The following is a 21,959-nucleotide window of genomic DNA, read 5'->3' on the forward strand; positions in this document are numbered from 1 at the left end:
TCTTGTCTCAGCTGGTACTTGGCGCGGCCGCGCGGGCCGCCTGACGGCGGTGGAACAGGCGTTCCAGGGCCAAGTATATGACCGGGGTGGTGAACAGCGTCAGCGCCTGGCTCACCAACAGGCCGCCGACCACGGCGATACCCAGCGGCTGGCGCAGCTCGGCGCCGGTGCCGAAGCCGAACATCAGTGGCACCGCGCCCAGCAGTGCGGCCAGGGTGGTCATGATGATCGGCCGGAAGCGCACCAGGCACGCCTGGCGGATCGCCTGCTCGGGTGTCATGCCCTGGTGGCGCTGGGCTTCCAGGGCGAAGTCGATGAGCAGGATGCCGTTTTTCTTGACGATGCCGATCAGCAACACCACGCCGATCAGCCCCATGATGCTGAAGTCCTGGCCGCTGCCCCACAGCAGGATGATCGCACCCAGGCCTGCCGAGGGCAGCGTGGAGATGATGGTCAGCGGGTGGACCAGGCTCTCGTAGAGCACACCGAGGATGATGTACACCGCCACCAGGGCGGCGAGGATCAGGTAGGGCTGGCTCGACAGGGAGCTCTGGAACGCCTGGGCGGCGCCCTGGAAATTGCCGGCGATGGAATCGGGCATGCCCAGCTCGCGCTGGGTGCGTTCGAGGATCTGCACCGCATCGCCCAACGCCACGCCGGGCGCCAGGTTGAACGACAGGTTGGCGGCCGGGAACAGGCCGTCATGGCTGATCGACAGTGGCCCGGTGCTAGGCGCGGCCACATGCGCCAGGGCCGACAACGGCACCATTTCGTTGGTCAGCGGCGAGCGCAGGTAGAAGAAGTTGAGGCTTTCGGCCTTGCCGCGCTGGCGGGCGTCCAGTTCGAGGATCACTTTGTACTGGTTGGTCTCGGTCTGGAATTCGCTGATCTGCCGCTGACCGAAGGCGTCGTACAGCGCCTGGTCGACGTCGGTGGTGGTCAGGCCGAAGCGCGCCGCGGCCTGGCGGTCGATGTCGATGCGCGTGACGCTGGCGCCCAGTTGCAGGTCGTTGGACAGATCGCGGAACGCCGGGTTTTCACGCAGGCGCTCGGTCAGGCGCTGCGTCCACAGGTTGAGGGCGACGCCGTCATTGCTCTTGAGCACGTACTGGTACTGGGTGCGCGAAGGGCCGGAACTGAGGTTGATGTCCTGGCCGGCACGCAGGTACAGGACGATGCCGGGCACCTGGGCCAGCTTCGGGCGCATCCGGTCGATCCATTCGCTGGCCGACACATCGCGATCGCCGCGCGGCTTGAGGGCGATCCAGAAGCGGCCGTTGGCGATGGTCTGGTTGCTGCCGGTGACCCCGACCGAGTGCGAGTAGGCGCGCACCGCCGGGTCATCGCCGATGATCTTCGCCACCGCCAGGTGCTTTTCGATCATCGAGGGGTAGGAAACGTCCGCTGCTGCTTCGGTGGTGCCGAGGATGAAGCCGGTGTCCTGCAGTGGGAAGAAGCCCTTGGGGATGCCCACGTAACCGGCCACTGCCAGCGCCAGGGTAATGCCGAACACCCCCAGGGTCAGGCGCCGATGGGCCAGGGCACGGTCCAGGCCTTTTTCGTACCAGTGCAGCAGGCGCGGGCCGAAACCGCCGGCATGCTCGGCGGGTGGGCGGCGCATGAACAGGGCCGCGAGGGTCGGGGCCAGGGTCAGCGACACCACCACCGAGATCAGGATGGTCGCCGTGGCGGTCAGGGCGAATTCCTTGAACAACCGCCCGACCACGCCGCCCATGAACAGCAACGGAATGAAGGCGGCGATCAGCGAGAAACTGATCGAGACCACGGTGAAGCCGATTTCGCCGGCGCCCTTGAGCGCGGCGGTGCGGCCGTCGTCGCCGGCTTCCAGGTGGCGATGGATGTTCTCCACCACCACGATGGCATCGTCCACCACGAAGCCCACGGCGATGACGATGGCCACCAGCGTCAGGTTGTTGAGGCTGAAACCGAACACGTACATCAGCGCGCAAGTGGCGATCAGCGACACCCCCAGCACACTGGAAACGATGAAGGTGGCCGACCACTGGCGCAGGAACAGCGCCATCACCCCGATCACCAGCGCCACGGCGATCATCAGCGTCAGCTCCACTTCGTGCAGCGAGGCGCGGATGGTCTGGGTGCGGTCCTGCAATATCGACACGTGCACCGATGCCGGCAGCATTTCCTGCAGGCGGGGCAGGGCGTCGAGCACCCGGTCGACGGTATCGACGATATTGGCCCCAGGCTGGCGGAAGATCACCAGGTTCAGCCCTGGCTGGTCGCCCGACCAGGCCTTGACGTAGGCGTTCTCGGCACCGTTGATCACCTTGGCCACGTCGGCCAGGTGCACCGGCGCGCCGTTGCGGTAACTGACGATCAGCTTGGCGTAGTCCTCGGGGTGGAACAGCTGATCGTTGGCGGCGATGGTCGACACGCTGTGCTCGCCATACAGCGCACCCTTGGCCAGGTTGAGGCTGGTCTGCTGGATGGCCTGGCGCATGTCGGCCAGGGTCAGGCCGATGGCGGCCAGCTTCTCGGGCTGCGCCTGCACCCGGATCGCCGGGCGCAGCTGCCCGGTGATGTTGATCAGGCCGACGCCTTCGATCTGGCTGAGCTGACGGGCAAGCAGGGTCTCGGCGTAGTCGCTGAGTTCGTTGCCCGGCATCTGCGCGGAGCTGACGGTGAGGATCACCACCGGGCTGTCGGCCGGGTTGACCTTGCGCCAGGTCGGCGGGCTGGGCAGGTCCTGGGGCAGGCGCGCGGTGGCGGTATTGATCGCCGCCTGGACCTCCTGGGCGGCGGTGTCGATGTTCTTGTCGAGGGTGAACTGCAGGATCAGTGTGGTCGAGCCCAGGGCGCTGCTGCTGGTCATCTGGGTCATGCCGGGGATGGCGCTGAACTGCACCTCCAGGGGCGTGGCGACCGACGAGGCCATGGTTTCGGGGCTGGCGCCGGGCAACTGGGCGGTGACCTGGATGGTCGGGAAGTCGGCCTCAGGCAAGGGCGCCACGGGCAGGCGGGGGAAGGCGATGGCACCGAGCAGCACCAGGGCGAAGGTCAGCAGCAGGGTGGCGATGGGGTGGTCGATGCACCAGGCAGAAACGCCATTGCGGGTGTTCATGGCTGGCTCCTGCGTTCGGCCATCTCGGCCGGTGCCGGCGCGTCCGGGGTGATCTCGACTCGGGCGCCGGGCTTGAGGCGCGACTGGCCGTCGAGCACCAGGCGGTCACCGGCCTTGACCCCGGCGACGATGTTCAGCGTGCTGTCCTGGTACAGCACCTTGACCGGCACACTGGTGACTTTGTCACCGTCCACACGGTAGACGAAATGGCCATCGATGCTGCGTTGCACCACTGGCGGCGGCACCACCAGGGCTTCTTCGTCTATCGCTGTGCGCAGGTGCACGGTCACTAGCTGGCCTGGCCACAGGCGGCCGTCCTTGTTGTCGAACTCGGCTTTCACCCGCACGGTACCGGTGTTGGCGGAGATCTGGTTGTCGATCAGTGCCAGGTGGCCTTCGCCGAGCAGGCTGCGCTCGCCATCGGCATCCATGTAGGCCTGCACCAGCGCCGGTGTGGGCGCCTTGAGCAGGTTCTGCAGCGTCGGCAGCATCTGCTGCGGCAGGGAAAATTCCACGGCGATCGGGTCGATCTGGGTCACGCTGAACAGGCTCTGGGTTTCGCTGGTGCGCACCAGGTTGCCGGGGTCGATATTGCGGATGCCGACCCGTCCGGTGACCGGCGAGCGGATCTGTGTGTACGACAGCTGCACTTCGGCATTGGCGATTGCCGCCTGGTTGCCCTTGACCGTGGCCTGCAGCTGGTTGACCAGCGCCTGTTGCTGGTCGAGGGTCTGCTTGGACACCCCATCATCGGTGCTGAGCAGCCGATAGCGCTTGAGGTCGACACCGGCCACCTGGATCTGGGCCTGGCTCTGGCCGAGCTGGGCGCGGGCCTGGTCGAGCGAGGCGCGGATGCTGCGGTCGTCGAGGGTGGCGAGCAGGTCGCCTTCCTTGACCCATTGGCCTTCCTTGACCAGCACCTGGGTCAGCACGCCCTCGACCTGGGGCCGCACTTCGACGCTGTGCAGCGACAGCACCGAGCCGATGGCGCTGGCGTAGCGGGGCACGTCCTGCTGGGTGACGCTGACCACGCGCACCGGGATGGCCGGCTGTGCGCGGGCTACCGGCGCCTGCTGCTGCTGGGCGTACCAGATACCCAGGAACGCCAGGGCGAGCAGTGCGGCGGCGGCCAGGAGGAGAGAGCGGGAAGGACGTCGCATCGGTGCGGGCACCTTGGCCAAGGGTAGGGGGAAGGATTGTCTGTACTCAATCTTATAGCCCCCTGACCGGGTCGGCAGCGTGACCGCTGGCTGACAGCGCTGACAGTTTCGGCGTTTTCCCAGTGCCTCATCGCCGGCAAGCCGGCTCCCACAGGGTCAAGCAGCGCCTGCGATTCCTGTGGGAGCCGGCTTGCCGGCGATGAGGCCTGACCTGCTCACTTGGCCTCAGGATCCCACTCACTGACAAAGGCATGCTGCTGCTTGCGGTCATACAGGCACAACTCCGTGCCCGTACGCCCCTGCATGTGCTTCTGTGGATAAACCCCTTCGATCAGCAGGGCACTGAACCCCACCTGGTCATCGAACTCCGCAGGTTTGCCGCGGGCGTGGGCATCCTTGAACTGGCTGGCCGCCAGGCAAGCCTTGAGCATCTGCTGGCGCTGCCCGTTCCAGGCCTGGCTGCTGGAGGCCTGGGCGTTAACGCTGAAGAGGGCGCAAGCGATCATGAGAGAGCTGAAAAACTTCATGGCGCGGTTCCGACGAATGATCCGAGGGGCGCGAATTATGCCCAGTCATCCCCGGCAGCGGGCCGGGGAGTTTGTCGCCGAATATGACAGCACGGACCTTCAGCGCTCGGCAAACACCACGCTACGAGCGGCCACCACCAGGCAGTCGGTCAGCTCGGGCGAAGAGAACTTGGTGAGGATGGCATTGGCCCCTGCCAGCCTGGCTTTTTCGGCGCTCATCACGCTGTCCAGCGAGGTGTGCAGCAGCACGTAGAGGTGCTGGAAGTCCGGTGTCTCGCGCAGGGTGCGGGTGAACGCGTAGCCGTCCATTTCCGACATTTCGATGTCGGACACGATGATGTTGATCTCCTGCGCGGTGCCCTGCAGTTCCAGCAGCACGTTGATCGCATCCTTGGCGCTGCGTGCGGTGTGGCAGTCGATGCCGAGGTTGCGCAAGGTGTGAACCGACTGCTGCAGCGCTACCTGACTGTCGTCCACCACCAGGATGTTGGCGGCGGCCAGCAGGCTGGCGTCTTCTTCGCTGAGTGCACCCGGGTGCGCCACGGGTTCGGGCGGGGTGATGGCGTGGATGACCTTTTCGATGTCCAGCACCTGCACCAGGTGGTCGTCGACCCGGGTGACGCCGGTGATGTACGAACGGTTGCCCGAGCCATAGGGCGGCGGCTTGATGTCGGTGCTCAGGCAATGAACGATGCGGCTCACGGCCTGCACATGCAGGCCCTGGCGCGAGCGGCTGACCTCGGTGACGATCAGGCAGCCGCCGTCGGGGTCAGCCAGCGGACGTTCGCCGATGGCCCGGGACAGGTCGATGACCGACAGCGAGTTGCCGCGCAGGGTCGCTACGCCTTTCACATGCGGGTGCGATTCGGGCAGCTTGGTCAGCGATGGGCAGGGAATGATCTCGCTGACCTTGAGCAGGTTGATTGCCATCAGCTTGCCGCTGCGCAGGGTGAACAGCAGCAGGGATAGCGAGTCCGCGCGGGCGTTTTGCGTGGCCATGGGGACCTTCGTGGTGGGAGACAGGGGTAACGGGTTATCGGCCTGATTGCGTGGGGCTTTAGGTTGTGTGGGTATTTTGGGCGCAAGGGTTGAGGTTATTGGAGTGGTCGAGATCGAGCGCCGCGCGGGCGGCGCTCGATCTCAACCACGCCACACTACCCACGCCAGGCACTACCGCTCGCGCAAGGCCTCCTTGGCCCGGTTCAGCGGCTTGATCAGGTAATCGAGAATGGTCTTTTCACCGGTACGGATATCCACCGTGGCAATCATCCCCGGCACGATGGCAAAGCGCTTGCCGGCCTTGTTCTGCAGGCTGTCCTGCTCGGTACGGATGAACACCCGGTAATAGTAGATTTCCGGCTTCACCTCATCTTGCAGGGTATCCGGTGAAATCCCCACCACCTTGCCATCCAGCCCGCCATACACCGAGTAGTCATAGGCACTGATCTTCACCTTCGCCGCCTGGTCGGGATGGATGAAGGCGATGTCCCGTGGCGCGATGCGGGTTTCGATCAGCAGCCGCTCGTCCATCGGCACGATCTTCATCACCTGCCCGCCCGGCTGCACCACACCGCCCAAGGTGTTGACCTCGATGTCCTTGACGATGCCGCGCACCGGCGAGCGCAGGGTCAGGCGCGACAGCGAATCGCTGCGCCCGCGGATCACTTCCGACAGGCTGTCGGCCTCGGCGCTGGCCTTGGCCAGCTCTTCCCGGGCGCGCACCAGGTAGTCGGAACGCGCTTCGTTGGCCTTGAGCTCCAGCTCCGAACGCTGGCGGTTCAGGCGGATCACCTCGACCCGGCTGGAGGCGCCCATCTTGGCCAGGTTTTCGGTGATCTTCAGCTCGCTGCGCACCAGCCGCAGCGAGTCCTCGATGCCCGCCAGGGTCTGCTCCAGGCCGCGACGGCGGGTTTCGTACAGGGCGGTTTCGGCCTCGATCAGCTCGGGCGAATCACGCAGGCTGTCGGGGAAGCTCAACGGCTTGCCGGTCACCTCGGCGCGCAGGCGCGCCACACTGGCCTTGGCCGCCCGGTACTTGGCCTCGCTTTCGCCGACGCTGGAAGCGGTCTTGGTCGGGTCGAGCTGGGCCAGCACCTGACCGCGCTCGACCAGGTCGCCCTCGGCCACGTTCATCTCGGCGACGATGCCGCCTTCGAACGACTGGATCACCTGTTCCCGCGAGCTGGGGATCACCTTGCCGGTGCCGGTCGACACTTCGGTCACCTCGAACCAGGCGGCCCAGCCGAGGAACGCGGCGAGCATCAGCGCACACAGGATGATGACGCGCCCGGCGCGCAGCACGGCCTGGTCGTCCTGGCCATCCAGGTAGGACGCGGGGAGTTCATGGTTGCTCATGCCTGGCCTCCTTGCAGTTTCGCCAGGGCCGCCTCGCGGCTGTCGTCGATGACGATGCGCCCGCCATCGAGCACGATGATCCGCTCGACCCGCTGCAGCACGCTCAAGCGGTGGGTGGCGATCACCAGCGTGCGGCCCTGGCAGAAGCGGTCGAGGTTATCGAGCAGCTTGCGCTCGGTCATGTCGTCCAGCGAGGCGGTGGGCTCGTCCAGCAGCAGCACCTGCGGCTGGCGCACCAGCAGGCGAGACAGCACCAAGGCCTGGCGCTGGCCACCCGACAGGCCCAGCCCGCCTTCGAGAATCAAGTGGTCCATGCCCTTGGGCAGGCGCCGGACGAAGTCCAGGGCGCCGGTGGCGGCCAGCGCGGCGACCAGCTCCTGATCGCTGGCCTGGCCGGCGCCGAGGGTGAGGTTTTCCCGCAGGGTGCCGTGGAACAGCTTGGCGTACTGGGGCAGCAGGCCGACGTCGCGGCGCAGGTCGGCCGGGTCGAGGTGGGCCAGGGCGATGCCGTCCAGGCTGACCTCGCCCTGGGCCAGGTCCATGGCCCCGCCCAGGGCCTGCAGCAAGGTCGACTTGCCCGCGCCATTGCGCCCCAGCACGGCGATGCGTTCGCCCGGCTGGATGTCCAGCTGGCCGATGTTCAGCACCGGGGGCGCTTCGGCCTCATAGCGGAAGTTGGCCTGGCGCAGCGTGTACTCGCCGCGGATGGCGGGCAGGTGCACCCGGGCTTCGCCCTCGGGGTGGTCGACCGGCGACTGCATCAGCTTGTCCAGGCCTTGCAGGGCCACCTTGGCCTGCTGCCAGCGGGTCAGCACATGAGTGAGCTGGGCCAGTGGCGCCATCATTCGCGACGACAGCATCGATGCGGCCACCAGGCTCCCGGTGGTGAGGTCGCCGGCAATCACCATGGGCGCACCGATGACGATGACCACCGCAAACACCGCGCCCTGCACGTTCTGCGTCCAGGTCACCAGGCCGTTGGTCAGGGTACGCAGGCGCAGGTTGGTGTGGGCGCAGGCGGCGTTGTACTGGTTCCATTGCCGCTCGAACCGCGCCTCGGCCTGCAGGGCCTTGATCTCGTCCAGGCCCTGGATGCTTTCCACCAGCATGGCATTGCGCAGCGACGACTCGCGCATCGAGGCGTTGGCCAGGCGCGCCAGCCGCCGCTGCGCGAGCAGGCCCGGCAGCACCATGGCCAGCAGCGCCACCAGCGGAATGAGCACCAGCACCCCGCCAATCAGCCAGAACACGAACAGGAACAGCAAAAAGAACGGCAGGTCGGCCAGCGCCGTGGCAGTGCTCGACGTAATCAGGTCGCGGATCGACTCCAGCTCGCGCAATTGCGAGATGAACGAGCCGGTGGACTTGGGCCGTGCCGAGTTGCGCAGGCGCAGGGCATGGCCATAAACGAGGTCCGACACGCGCAGGTCGGCGCGCTTGCCGAGCAGGTCGGTCACCTTCAGACGCAGCAGGCGCATGCTGAAATCGAACACCAGCGCCAGCACCACGCCGCCGAACAACACGTACAGGGTCGGCAACGATTCGGCGGGGATCACCCGGTCGTACACCTGCATGGAAAACAGTACGCCGGCCAGGGCCAGCACGTTGGCCACCAGGGACGCGACCATCACTTGCCCGTAGGGGCGCAGGTCGCGCAGCACGATGCGGGCGAACCAGTGGCGGTCGTAGGGCGCGGTGTAGTCGTCGGTGCGCACATCGCGCAGGGGCCGCGCCGGGCGCATCAGCGCGACCCGGTTGATGCGCCCTTCGAGCGCGGCGCGCGGCAGGCGCGAGGTCAGCCGCTGGTCGCCGGCGAACACCACTGCCAGCTCGTTGTCCTCGGTCACCGCTTCGACCACCGCCAGCTGGCCATCATCGAGCTCCAGCACCAACGGTGTGCGCCACTGCTTGAGGGCCTTGGCGTCGAAACGCACGAAGCGCAGCGCAAGGCCCGCCTGGCGCGCCATGTGGCGGAGGATCTCGTCCAGCGGCCGGGCATCCTCCACCGCCGCCAGGCGGATGCGCTGGGGCGAGACGTCCAGGCGGTAGTGGTGGGCGACCTGAAGCATCACCTCAAGCCAAGGCCCGAGGTCGGGGCGTTCGGTCACTGCCTGTTCGGCGTTGTGCTGTGGATTGGCCTGGCTCGGATTGACGGTTGGGTTCATGGCTCGATCTCCACCCCTTGCAGGTTGCGGCCTTCCAGACCCAGCGCGCTGCGCAGGGCGCCGGTGTTGTACAGGCAGTCGACATCCAGGCGCAGCAGGTCGGAGCGCGTGCCGGCGAGGTCGAAACGTGACTGATAGATTTCCTGCTCGGCGTTGAGCAGGTCGAGCAGCGGCCGTGTGCCCAGGTCCAGATACTGCCGGCCATAGAGCATGCGCGCCTCCTGGATGCTGACCTGGCGGGCTTCCAGCGAACTGAGCCGGCGGCCCAGCCCGGCGGTCTGCGCCATGGCTTCGGCGAGGCCACGACGGGCCTGCAGGCGCGCGGCATCCTCGGCGGAATCGGCGGCGCTCAGGGCATGGCCGGCGGCGCGGGTGCGGGCGCTGATGGCGCCGCCCTGGTAGATCGGCACCTCGAGGTTCAGGTAGATGCCGGCCTGGGTCCGGTCGAGGCTGTGGTTGTCGCGGTTGTAGTCGTTGTCCAGGTAATGGTTGACCTGCGGTTGCAGCGACAGGGTCGGGTAGGCTTCGGCCTTGGCCTGGGCCAGCTCCGCCTTGGACTGCGCGCGCAGGGCCAGGGCCATGAGCACGGCGGGCAGGCGGTCGTCGCCCTGGGCCGGGCGCTTGCAGGCCTGGTTCAGTTCCGGGGGCGATTCTTCGGCCAGTGCCGGTGGCGACACACGACCAAGCAGGGCGGCCAGGGTCGAGCGCCAGCGCTGGTACTGCGCCTGGTATTCCTCGAGGGTGGCGCGTGCGCCTTCTACCCGCGACTCGGCCTGGACCACATCGGAGCGGGTGCTGGCGCCCATGTCGCTGCGCTGGCGTGCCATGCCGGCGATGTCATCGACCCCGCGGATCTGCTCGCGGGCGATGATCATCAGCTGCTCGTAGCGGCGGGTTTCGATCCAGGCGTAGGCGGTGTCACGGGCCAGGTCATCGAGCACCAGCAGGATATTGGCCTGGGCGCGGGTGGCGGCGGCGTGGGCTGCATCGACGGCGCTGTCGACCTTGCCGAAATCGTAGAGCATCTGCTTGAGCGACAGGTTCAGGGCCTGGCTGTTGCGGTCGCCGCCGTAGCCGCTGTCGTAACCGGTGCGGATACCCCCGGAAATCTGCGGGTAGTACCCGGCGCGGGCAACGTTGATGCCTTCGCCTTGCTTGTACAGGTTGCCGATGGCCTCGGCGATGCTCGGGTGCCACTGCGCGGCGGCCAGCACGGCCTCGGCCAGCCCCAGCCGGTCGCCCCGGTAGGCGGCCTGGCCGGAGGGGGGACGGGCGGGGATGGCGTCGGGGGCATCGCGCAGCAGCGATGGCCCGATGGTGCGCAGCGTGGGATCTATGTCATCGGCTGCCAGGACAACCGGGTGGGTAGTGACCAGCAGGAGCCCGAGGGCTCCCAGCAACAGCGCTGATAGCGGACTGCGTCGCTTCACGAAATGCCCTTACTGCTGTTCGTCCATGCCGCCGGGCGTGATGCCCGGCGGGTTGCTGCGCCTTCAGACGACATGAATGCCGTTCTGTACCCACAGGTGGTGGCTCGGGTCCTCCTGGGCCGTGTACTGGTTGTAGTCGACGCCGTCTGCGCTCTGGTTGCCGGTCAGGGTCCAACTGTCGGTGAGGTGAACTGAGTCTTTTTCATCCCCTTTGATGATCAGGGTGTCCTTGCCGGTTTCGGTGATTGCCACCACGTCCGCCAGGTTGAGGGTCAGCGCTACCGAACTGGTGTCGTTGAGGTCGATGACTTCGATGTCGTGGACGCGCCCGACCAGGTTGCCCAGGTCGATGCTGGCATCGCCACCGCCCCACAACAGGGTGTCGGTGCCGGTGCCGCCGTCGATGCTGGCGAACTGCTGGTCGACCACCACCAGGGTGTCGTCCCCCGCGCCGCCTTGCAGGGTGATGTGGCCACCCTGGCTGCCGTCGAGGTGATCGTTGCCGTCGGTGCCGACGAGGACTTCGCTGGAGGCTGCCGCCGCGACCAGTGCCGTGCCGTCGTCGCCGCTGTCGGCCAGCATCGAGGAGGTGGCAGTGAAGCCGCTGGCACCGTCCAGGTTGATGGTGAGGGTGGCGGTGTCGCTGGTGCCGTTGGGGTGGGTCAGCTCGTAGGTGAAGGTGTCATGCTGGCCGATCACCGCCGACGTGAGCCCATTGTTGAGGGTGTAGGTGTAGCTGCCGTCCGCATGCACCAACAGCGAACCATAGGTGCCGGCCACGGTGATGCCGTTGTAGCCAGGGACGGCGTAGGTATTGCCCGCGACCAGCACGCTCAGCACGGTGAGTGAGGAACCCAGGTTGTCGGCCCCGGTGGGGTCGGTGATCAGGTTGCCGTTCACGGCGGTGTAGCTGCCGACCACGAACTCGGTGAGATGCGTGGTAGTGGTGTTGAGGCTGGTGGTGATCGAACTGAGCAGGCCGATACCGCTGGAGCCGACGCGGACCTGGTAGCTGCCGGCACCCTGGCCGGTGAAGGTATAGGCGGCGCCACCGCCCAGCAGGGTCAGCAGCGAGCTGCCCGGTACCGACTGCACCAGGACGTATTGGCCGGTGCTGGTATTGAGCTTGTACAAGGCGATGGTGGTGTTGCCGAGCAGGGTCAGCAGGTTGGTCGAGTTGATCACTACTTGCAGGTCGGCGCTGGTGTCGGCGGCGACCGTGGTGGTGTAGATGGCCTGGCGTGAGCCGATCACCGGCAGGCTCAGCGTACCCAGGGTGGCGCTGCTGCTGTCGACCCGGTTGGCCAGGGTGATGTGGGTGCTGTCGACATCGTTGACCGCATCCACCACCGTGGCCGGTGCGCTGAGGTTGCTGTCGTTCCAGATCTCCGAGGCTTGCGGGCTGTCGATGCGCACATAGAGGTTGGCGACATCGGTCAGGCCGTTGCTGTGCACCAGCTGGTAGCTGAACACATCCACCTTGCCGACGCTGGACGGCGTGCCGTTCGGTGTATAGGTGTAGGTGCCGTCGGCGCGGATCACCAGGGTGCCGTACAAGCCTTGCACTTCGGTGGCGCTGCCGGCGCTGACGTAGCTGCCGTTTTTCAGCACCTGCAGCACGGCGGCGCTGTCCGGGCCCCGGGCATCGGTGCTGCCATCGACACCGGGGTCGCTGATGACGTTGCCGGACACCGGTGTGCCGGTGCCGGTGAACTGGGTCAGGTTGGTGGTATCGATGTCCAGGGTGGTGGTGACATTGGTGATCAGGCCAATGCCGCCACTGCCGACGGTCAGGCGGTATTCGCCGGCCTGCAGCACGCCGATGTCGACGCGGATGCCTTGGCCCAGCGGCAGCAGGATCAGGTCCAGCAGGCCTTGGCTGGTGCCGGTGGCCAAGGTCACCCAGGCGCCGGAGGCGTCCTTCACCTGCAGGGTGAAGGTGGCGTTGTTGAGCAGGGCCAGGGCGCTGTTGGTGGTCAGGGTCAGGGTCGGGTCCACCGTGGCGCCGGCGCCGACCGTCCAGGTGAAGGTCTTGCTGAAGCCGGACAGCAAGGTGGTGAAGCTGTCGTTGTAGGTCTGGTGGCTGACCACCGGCGCCAGGTTGACGGTGGCCGTGGCCAGGTTGTCGCTGGCGATCACCGGCGCATTGGCATCGATGTCTGGGGCGGTGATGCTGACGTTGCCGGAGGTGTTGTTGCGTGGGTCGGTGAGGGTTATGGACAGCACCTGGCCGTTGTCCTGGGCAGGGCTCAGGGTGACGGTGAAGGTGCCGTCGGGTTGTACGGTCGCGGTCTGCAGCACGGTGCCGCTGGCACTGCGCACGGTGACGGTGGCCCCGGGTTCGCCGCTGCCGGTGAGGGTGCTGCCATCGGCACTGATCACCAGGTTGCTGGCGACTGCAGGCGGGGTGAGGTCCGGTGCGGTCAGCGCGGTACCGGTCGAGACATTGCCCGCCGCATCGCTGAGGGTAACGCTCAGGGCCTGGTTGTCGATCTGCGCCGCGGCCAGGCTGACCACGAACAGACCGTTGCTGCCCACAATGGCGGTGCCGAGCACGGTGCCGGAACTGTTGCGCACGATGACCGTGCTGCCGATCTGGCCAGAACCGGTCACCGTGGTGCCGCTTGCGTTGATGTTGGCCACCGGCGCGGCTGGCGGAGTCGTGTCTGGTGCGGTGATGGCCGTGCTGGTGGACGCGTTGCCGGCGGCGTCCGACTGGCGAACCACCAAGGCCTGGCCGTCGTTTTGGGGGGTGGTCAGGGTGACGCTGAAGGTGCCGTCGCTTTGCACGATGGCCGTGCCCAGCTGGCCACCGGGGCCTTGCACGGTCACGGTGGCACCCGGCTCGCCGTTACCGGTGAGCACGGTACCACCGGCATTGATCGACAGGTTGCTCGGCGCCAGCGGCGCCTGGGTGTCCGGCGCGGTGAAGCTGGTGCTGCCGGACACGTTCTGCGCGGCATCGGCCTGGCTCAGGCTCAGTACCTGGCCGTTGAGCTGGGGGCTGCCGAGGTTGATGCTGAATACCCCCGCACCGTTGACCAGGCCAGTGCCGAGCACGTTGCCGGCCGCGTCCCGCACGGTGACAGTCGCGCCGGTTTCACCGGTACCGCTTAGCACCAGACCGTTGGCCGACAGTGCGGTGACCAGCGGGTTGGCCGGAGGCGTGCTGTCGGCCGCCGTGACGAACACCGGCTGCGACTCGCCACCGAGCAGCGACACCGCGGTCACGGTCAAGTGTTGCCCGTTGAGCTGGGCGGTGTTCAGGGTCAGGGTGAAGCCACCGTCAAGGATGTTCGCCACACCGCTGCCGATCAGGTTGCCGGCGGCGTCGTAGACGCGGATCGACGCGCCGGTGGCGGCGGTACCCGACAGGGTCAGGCCGTCGGCGGCCAGCGCTACATTGGTGGGTGGTTCTGGTGGTGGTACCAGTGGTGTGGAATAAGTCGCTACCGCCGAGGTGTTGTTGGCAGCATCGGTCTGGGTAACGGCCAAGGACGCGCCTGAACCGGGTGCCGGTTGCAGGTTGATCGAAAAATTGCCGCCGCTGTCGACCTGACCGGTGCCGATTACCACGCCGCCGAAGCTGACCGTCACGGTCGCACCCACTTCGCCACGCCCGGTGAGGATGTCATAGGTGTTGTTGACGGCGAGGTTGGTCACGGTGCCGGGCGGGGCGGTGTCGACGGTCTGGTACTCGGCCGGCAGCGAGGTGTTGCCAGCTGGGTCGGTGGAAATCACCGTCAGCAGGTGGCCGTTGTTCTGTGTCGGGCTCAGGGTGACGGTGAACTCGCCGCCTGCCGGCACCGTGACGGTACCGACCACCGTACCGGAGGGATCGCGTACGGTGATGGTGGTGCCCGCTTCACCCGAACCGCTGAGCAATGTGCCATTGCCGGTCAGGGTGAGGTTGCCGGGCGGTACCGGCGGGGTCAGGTCGGGCGCGGTCAGTTGCAGCGGTGGGGACGGGTTGCCGGTGGCATCCTGGGCAATGACGGTCAGTACCTGGCCATTGATCTGTGCCGCGGTGAGGTTGAGCACGAAGGTGCCGTCGGCATCGACCACACCTTGGCCGACCAGGTCGCCTTGGTTGTTCATCACGGTGACGCGAGTGCCCGCCTCGCCTGTGCCGATGAGCTGCGTGCCACTGGCATTGAGCGCGGCAATCACGCCCGCCGGTGGCGTGATATCGACCGCCGTGATCGTGCCGATCGGCGAGACGTTGCCGCTGGCGTCCACCAGGCTCACTTGCAGCTGTTCGCCATTGAGTTGCGGTGTATTGAGGTTGACCACGAACGTGCCGTTGGCGGCGACCGTGGCGGTGCCGATCTCCAGGGCGCCGACGAACACGCGCACGGTGGTGCCGGCTTCGCCGGTGCCGCTGAGCTGGTCGCCGCTGGCGTTCAGGTGCAGCTCCACTGCCGCTGCGGGCGGCGTCAGGTCCGGTGCATCGACCGTGACCGGCGCACTGATGTTGCCGGGTGGATCGGCCTGCTGCACCGACAGCACCTGCTGGTTGATCTGTGGTGGCGTCAGCTGGACGCTGAAGCTGCCATCGGCGAGCACCAGGGTGGTGCCCAGGACCACGCCGGCGGCGTTGGTCACGGTCACGGTCGCCCCCACTTCGCCGCGACCGGTGACGACGCTGCCGTCGGCGTTGATCAGCACATCGGTGAGGGCGGCAGGCGGCGTGAAGTCAGGGGTTTGCAAGGTGGCGATGGCTGACACGTTGCCGGCGGCGTCGGTCTGGATGACGCTCAGCAGCTCGGCATTGCCCAGCGCCGGAGTGAGGGTGAGGGTGAAATGGCCGCTGGCATCGACCTGCGCCGTGCCAATCTCGACACCGGCCGGGTTGCGCACGCTGACCAGCGCCCCCGCCTCGCCACGGCCGGTCAGGGTAATGCCATCGCTGGAGATCGCCAGCTCGGTCGGCGCGGCGGGTGGGGTGGTGTCTGGTGCGGTGATCGGGCTTGGAGTCGACTGGTTGCCGGCGGCGTCGGTCAACACCACTTGCACGGGCTGGCCATTGGCTTGGGGCGCACTGAGGCTGACCTGGAAGGTGCCGTCGCCACGGACCACCGCGGTGCCCAGCACGCTGCCATCGGCGGCCAGCACTTTCACCGTGGTGCCGGCCTCACCGGTACCGTTGAGCAAGCTGCCACCTGCGCTGAAGGCAAGGTTGGCGGCGGCATCGGGGGCCACGCGGTCGGGCGCGGTCAGGCTGACACTGTTCGACTCGTTGCCGGCGGCGTCGGTCTGGCTGGCGCTGAGGTGTTCGCCGTTGATCTGTGCGCTGCTCAAACCAATGCTGAAATTGCCGTTGGCATCGACCACGCCACGGCCCAGGTCGATCCCGCCTTCACCGATCACGGTGACGGTGGCGCCCGGCTCCCCGCGGCCGCTGAGGGTCAGGCCGTCGTTGGCCAGTACCAGGTTGGTCAGCGGTTGCGGGGCGGTGCTGTCCGGTGCCTGCAAAGTGGCCGGCAGCGAGGCGCTGCCATCCGTGCCCACGGCGCTGACCTGCAGCACTTCGCCATTGGCCTGGGCGCTGCCGAGGTTGACGCTGAAGGTGCCGTCGTTGCCGACCAGGGCCGTGCCCAGCAGCGTGCCGCCGGGACCGTAGACATTGACCGTGCTGCCCGGGGTGGTGCTACCGGTGAGCACCAGGCCATCGGCAGACAGCACCAGGTTGTCGGGGGTATCGGGTGCCAGGTTGCCCGACGCGTTGACCGTCTGTGGCGGCGATACGTTCTGTGCGGCATCGGTCTGGGTGACGCTGAGGCTTTCACCGGCAGACGCCGCCGGGGCGAGGCTGACGCTGAAGCGGCCATCGCTGCCGACCGTGGTCGTACCGAGGGCGCTGCCGTCTGGGGCGCGCACGGTGACCGTGGCACCCGCTTCACCCGTGCCGGTCAGGGTGGCGCCATCCGCCGAGACGGCCAGGTTGGCGACGGCGGCGGGTGGGGTGGTGTCGGCAGCGGTGTACGGCGTGCTGGCCGAGACGTTGCCTGCGGCATCGGTGGCGCTGGCCTGCAAGGTCTGGCCGTTGGTCTGGGGACTGTTCAGGGTGACCTGGAAGGTGCCGTTGGCGTTGGCCACGGCAGTGCCGAGCAGATTGCCCGCGGCATCGCGCACGCTGACCGTGCTGCCCGCTTCGGCGTTGCCGCTCAGTTGCAGGCCGCTGCCGGCCAGGGCCAAGGCGCTGGGCGCTGGCGGTGGGGTGAAGTCCGGCGCGGTGACGGTGACGGCGACCGAGGTGTTGTTGCCGGCGTCGGTCTGGGTCACGCTCAAATGCTGGGCATTGAGCTGGGCGCTATCGAGGGTGAGGGTGAAGCTGCCGTTGGCGGCCACCAGGCCGCTGCCGATGACGGTGCCGTCGGGGCCGCGCACGGTCACGGTGGCACCGGCTTCGCCAAGGCCGGTCAGGGTCAGGCCATTGTTGTTGAGCACCACGTTGCTCAATGCGGCCGGTGGCGTCAGGTCCGGGGTGCTCAGGGAAACTGCAGGCGAGGCGTTGCCTGCGGCATCCACCTGGCTCACGCCGATCGCCTTGCCGCTGGCCTGTGGCGTATCGAAGGTCACCGTGAAGCGGCCATCGGCCCCTACGCTGGCGCTGCCGACCACGTTGCCGGCGGCATCGCGCACCTGCACGGTGGCGCCGACTTCGCCGCTGCCGGACAACTGCTTGCCATCGGCGCTGAGTGCTACGTCGCTGACCACTGCCGGAGGCGTGCGGTCGGGGGTCGCCAGGCTGGCGGGCCCGGACACGTTGCCGGCGGCATCGCTGAGGGTGACTTGCAAGGGACTGCCGGTGGTTTGCGCACTGGGCAGGCTGATCTGGAACTGGCCGCTCTGGTTGACCGTGCCGGTGGCCAGGATCACGCCACTGGCATCGCGCACGGTGACCGTTGCGCCCGCTTCGCCCTGGCCACTGACCACGGTGGCGGCGCTGTTCAGGCTCAGGCCGGTGGCCGCGTTCGGCGCCTGCAGGTCAAACGCCTGCAGGGTGGCGGCGAGCGAGGTGTTGCCGGCAGCGTCGGCCTGGGTAATGGTGAGGGTCTGGCCGTTGGCCTGGGGCGGCACCAGACTGACGCTGAACAGCCCATTGCTGCCCACGGTCGCGGTACCCAGCACGGTCCCTTGCGCATCCACCACGCGCACGGTCGCGCCCACTTCACCGTGGCCGGTGAGGGTGGTGCCGCTGCGGTCGAGGTTGAACTGGCTCGGCGCCTCCGGCGCGGTGCTGTCCGCGGCCACGATGGTCGCCGGCACCGAAAGCTTGCCGTCCAGCGAGGCGCTGACCTGCAGCGTTTGCGCATTGAGCTGGGCATCGCTGAAGAACACCCGGAACATGCCGTCACTGCCAACCGTGGCGGTGCCCAGGGTGATGCCGCCGGAGGTCACGGTAATTAGCGAGCCCACGGTGCCTTCGCCGATGAGCAGGAAGCCGTCGCTGCTGATCTGCAAGTCGCTAGGGGTGGCTACTTCAATGCCATCAGGGCCGTTGAGATTGGTGGGGGTTTCATGACCGGCCCCATCGTCCACCACCACTTGCACGACATCGCCGCTGGCCAGCGGCGGGTTCACCGTGATCACGAAGGCGCCGTCAGGCCCGGCAGTGGCGGTGCCCAGAATTGTGGTGCCATCCCGCACGGTGATGGTGCTGCCAGGCTCGGCGTTACCGCCGACAGTGGTGCCATCGGCGCTCACGGTCAGGTCGGTGGCCGCCGCGGGTGGGGTGATATCCGGGGCGGTGATGTTCGACGGTGCGGAGGCGTTGACCCCGTCGGTGACGACCACGCTCACGGTTTCGCCATTGGCCAGTGGTGGGGTGAGGGTCACGGTGAAGCTGCCGTCAGGGTTCACTGTCGCGCTGGTCACCGTGCCGCCGGGGCCGGTGATGGTGACGTTGCTTGCACCTGGAGCATGGCCAGTGATGGCGGTACCGTCCGCGCTGAAGGTGACATCGACCAGTGTGGGCGGTGTGTGATCGGGTGCAGTGGCCTGGCCTGCGCTGGAGACATTGTTGGCCGCATCGGTCAGGGTGATCTGCAGTTGCTGGCCATCCAGCTGTGCAGGGGACAGCGCCACCGTGAAGTTGCCACCTGCGGGGACCACCACGGTGCCCAGCAAGTCACCGTTGGCATTGCGCACTTGCACGGTCGAACCGACTTCGCCGGTGCCGTGCAACAGGGTACCGTCGGCGCTCACCTGCAGACCGGTCGGTGTGGCTGGAGCGGTCGTGTCGGCGGCGGTGATGGACGCTGATGGCGAGAGGTTGCCAGCCGTGTCTTCCAGCACCACCGACAGCACCTGGCCGTTGGCCTGGGCCGGGCTCAGCGTGATGCTGAAGGAGCCATCCTGGGCGACTGTGCCACTGCCCAGCACTTGCCCGGCCGCGTCGCGCACGGTCACCGTAGCACCGGCTTCGCCCTGACCACCGAGCAGTGTCCCGCCAGCGCTCAATGTCAGGCCTTGGGCGATGCCCGGTGCTTCAAGATCGCTGGCGGTCAGGGTCTCGGCGCCGGAGGTATTGCCTGCCGCGTCCGCCTGAGTGACCGACAAGGTTTGGCCGTTCAGCTGCGCTGGGTCGAGGGTCACGTGGAAGCTGCCGTCGGCTGCCACCACGGCGGTGCCCAGTACCGCGCCGCCGGTTCCGGTGACCTGCACCGTGGCGCCGGGTTCACCTGTGCCCGAGACAACCGTGCCGTCGGCGGACAAGCTCAGCCCTCCGGGCGTACCGGGTGCCACACTGTCCGGCGCGGTCAGGTCGGCCGCTGCAGAGACGTTGCCGGTCGGGTCTTGTTGTTCAACGGTCAATGCCTGGCCATTGGTCTGCGCCGGCGTGAGGGTGATCTCGAAGCGACCGTCGCCCGCCACTACTGCTGTGCCCAGCACGCTGCCATCCGGGCCGCGCACGGTGACCGTGGCGTTCGGTTCGCCGGTGCCGGTGACGGTGCTACCGCTGGCATCGATGCTCGGGTTGACGACAGCTTGCGGCGGTGTGCTGTCTGGCGCCGTGAAGCTGACCGGGCCGGCGCTGTTGCCGAGGCTGTCGGTGGCGTCCACGCTCAGGCTTTCACCGTTGCGTTGGGGTTGGCTGAGGGTCACGTCGAAGCGCCCGTCGGCGCCCACCTGCGCCGTGCCCAGCACGCTGCCATCGGTGCCGCGCACGGTGATGATCGAGCCCGCCTGGCCAAGGCCGGTGAGGTGCAGGCCGGCGCTGTCGATGGCCAGCGCCGAGGGTTGCTGCGGGCCATCCAGGTCAGGGGCGACGAGGGGCGCAGTCGAGCTGTTGCCCGTTGCGTCACGCAACACCACGTCCAGCACCTGGCCATCGGTCTGGGCCGGTGCCAGGGTGAGGGTGAACTGGCCATTGGCGTCGACCACGGCCGTCCCTAGCACCGTGCCCTGGGCATCGCTGACCTGCACGCTGGCACCCGGTTCGCCGCGTCCGGTGAGCGTGATGCCATCGGCACTGAGTTGCAGGTCGCTGGCTTGGTTGGGCGGGGTGATGTCCGGTGCCGTGACTGGGGTCGGCAGTGAGCTGTTGCCCGCAGCATCGATTAGCGTGATGGTCAGCTGTTCGCCATTGGCTTGAACGGGGTCAAGGGTGACGCTGAAGCTGCCATCGGCCTGGACGATGGCCGTGCCTACCTCCTGGCCCTGGTCGTTCAGGACCTTGACCGTGGCACCCACCTCACCATGGCCTGAGACGGTGCGCCCGTCGGCGCTGATCTGCAGACCGTTGGCCGGTGCTGGAGGGGTCGTGTCTGCGCCACCGGGGTCGATGTCCGGCGCAGTGACCACGGCAGCCGTGGAGGTGTTGCCGGCGGCATCGGTGGCCGTTACCTGCAACTGTTCGCCATCGACCTGCGGCGGGGTGAGGGTGATGCTGAAATTGCCATCGGCCCCGACCAGGCCGCTGCCGATCAGGTTCCCCTGGGCATCACGCACCTGCACCGTGCTGCCGGCCTCGCCACGGCCACTGAGTTGCCGGCCGGTCGGATCGATCAGCAGGCCGCTGGGCGCATCGGGTGGCGTGCTGTCCGGCGGGTTGCCCAGGCCATCGTCCGGGGCGCTGATGGTGCCGGCGGCGGAGGTGTTGCCAGCGGCGTCCTGGGCCGTGACTTGCAATGCCTGGCCATCGGTCTGGGGAGGTTGCAAGGTAATGCTGAACGCGCCGTCGGCGCCTGCCACCGCGGTGCCCAGCAGCGTGCCGTCGGCACCGCGCACTTGCACAGTGGCGCCGGGCTCGGTGCGCCCGCTCAGGGTCGTGCCTTGCCCGTTGATCGCCAGTTCGCCAGGGACCGGCGGCGCAGTCATGTCCGGTGTGCCGACGGTGCCTGCCTGCGAGCTGTTGCCCGCGCCATCGGTCAGGGTGACATCCAGGTTGCCACCGTCGAGCTGAGGCGAACTCAGCGAGACGTCGAAGGTGCCGTCGGCGCCCACTGTGCCGCTGCCGATCACATTGCCGGCGGCATCGCGCACGGTGATCGTGGTGCCCGCTTCGCCACGGCCGGTCAGGTGCAGGCCATCGGGCGATACCAGCAGATCGATGGCACTGGCGGGTGGCGTGGTGTCGCCAGGTGAGGAACCGCCACTGCTGCCACCACTGCTGTGGTGGTCTGCGGCGGCGGCTGCGCCGCCGACACCCAGCAGGCTGAGGCCGGCAATCGCCCAGGTCGGCGTGGCACTGCCGGCTACCCCGATGCCGGCCACCAGCTCATCGAGCGAGGCCACTTGGTCGAAGGTGAAACCGGTAAAGGCGGCGGCGTCATAGTTGGCGTGCCACAGGGTACCGTCTTCGCCGACGAACACCATGTCACTGCCGACGCCGGCCTGGTCCACGGCGAAGAAGTTGCCGACGGTGACCTTTTCCCCCGATTTGAGAGTGACGATCAGGTCCTGGCCACGGCGGGTGACGGTCGCCACCTGGTCGGGGGCCACCGGCATCTGCACGACACCCGGGCTGTTGAGCGTGATATTGCCCCAGGCACTCTGGGTGGCGACGGCAGATTGCTTGTCGGCGACGACGATGTTGTCCATGGTTGCTCCCTGCTGGTGTGCGGTACGGGTCGGCTTCTGCGACCCTTGCCTCGCGCAACCTCCCCCCGCGAGCGGACCTGTTGCGCGCAACGGGGCCGTATAACGGCCCTGTGACCGGTGGTTAGGGAGATATAGCAGTCCAGCAGGAAGCAACCAGAGGCTTTCTGGGTTAA

7 protein-coding genes and 1 pseudogene are annotated in these 21,959 nt (G+C 67.5%); all 8 read right to left on the minus strand.

All coding sequences use genetic code 11. The features are described from left to right. Nucleotides 1-7: 7 nt before the first annotated feature. Nucleotides 8-3,100, minus strand: a complete 3,093-nt coding sequence (locus ACIPZG_RS00625) for a multidrug efflux RND transporter permease subunit (protein WP_400709181.1) — start codon at nt 3,098-3,100, stop codon at nt 8-10. Then, nucleotides 3,097-4,260, minus strand: a complete 1,164-nt coding sequence (locus ACIPZG_RS00630) for an efflux RND transporter periplasmic adaptor subunit (protein ID WP_400709184.1) — start codon at nt 4,258-4,260, stop codon at nt 3,097-3,099. The genes ACIPZG_RS00625 and ACIPZG_RS00630 overlap by 4 nt, the downstream gene beginning before the upstream one ends. A gap of 215 nt (nt 4,261-4,475) precedes the next feature. After that, entirely contained in the window at nt 4,476-4,787 is a 312-nt protein-coding gene (locus ACIPZG_RS00635; RefSeq protein ID WP_400709187.1) for a hypothetical protein, read from the minus strand. 99 nt (nt 4,788-4,886) lie between these two features. Continuing rightward, nucleotides 4,887-5,786: a chemotaxis protein gene (locus ACIPZG_RS00640; protein WP_400709190.1), complete on the minus strand. Its 900-nt coding sequence runs from the start codon at nt 5,784-5,786 to the stop codon at nt 4,887-4,889. A gap of 171 nt (nt 5,787-5,957) precedes the next feature. Further along, nucleotides 5,958-7,142 (minus strand): HlyD family type I secretion periplasmic adaptor subunit, encoded by a 1,185-nt coding sequence (locus ACIPZG_RS00645; RefSeq protein ID WP_008099032.1) that lies wholly within the window; start codon nt 7,140-7,142, stop codon nt 5,958-5,960. Continuing rightward, nucleotides 7,139-9,307, minus strand: a complete 2,169-nt coding sequence (locus tag ACIPZG_RS00650) for a type I secretion system permease/ATPase (protein ID WP_400709193.1) — start codon at nt 9,305-9,307, stop codon at nt 7,139-7,141. Before ACIPZG_RS00650 ends, ACIPZG_RS00645 begins: the two co-directional genes overlap by 4 nt. Further along, nucleotides 9,304-10,737, minus strand: a complete 1,434-nt coding sequence (locus tag ACIPZG_RS00655) for a TolC family outer membrane protein (protein ID WP_400709196.1) — start codon at nt 10,735-10,737, stop codon at nt 9,304-9,306. The genes ACIPZG_RS00650 and ACIPZG_RS00655 overlap by 4 nt, the downstream gene beginning before the upstream one ends. A 63-nt stretch (nt 10,738-10,800) precedes the next feature. Further along, nucleotides 10,801-21,786, minus strand: a pseudogene (locus ACIPZG_RS00660) (BapA/Bap/LapF family large adhesin); the annotation flags it as partial. Nucleotides 21,787-21,959: the final 173 nt, after the last annotated feature.

The sequence above is a fragment of the Pseudomonas sp. NPDC089395 genome (assembly GCF_044749525.1).
Lineage (GTDB): Bacteria > Pseudomonadota > Gammaproteobacteria > Pseudomonadales > Pseudomonadaceae > Aquipseudomonas.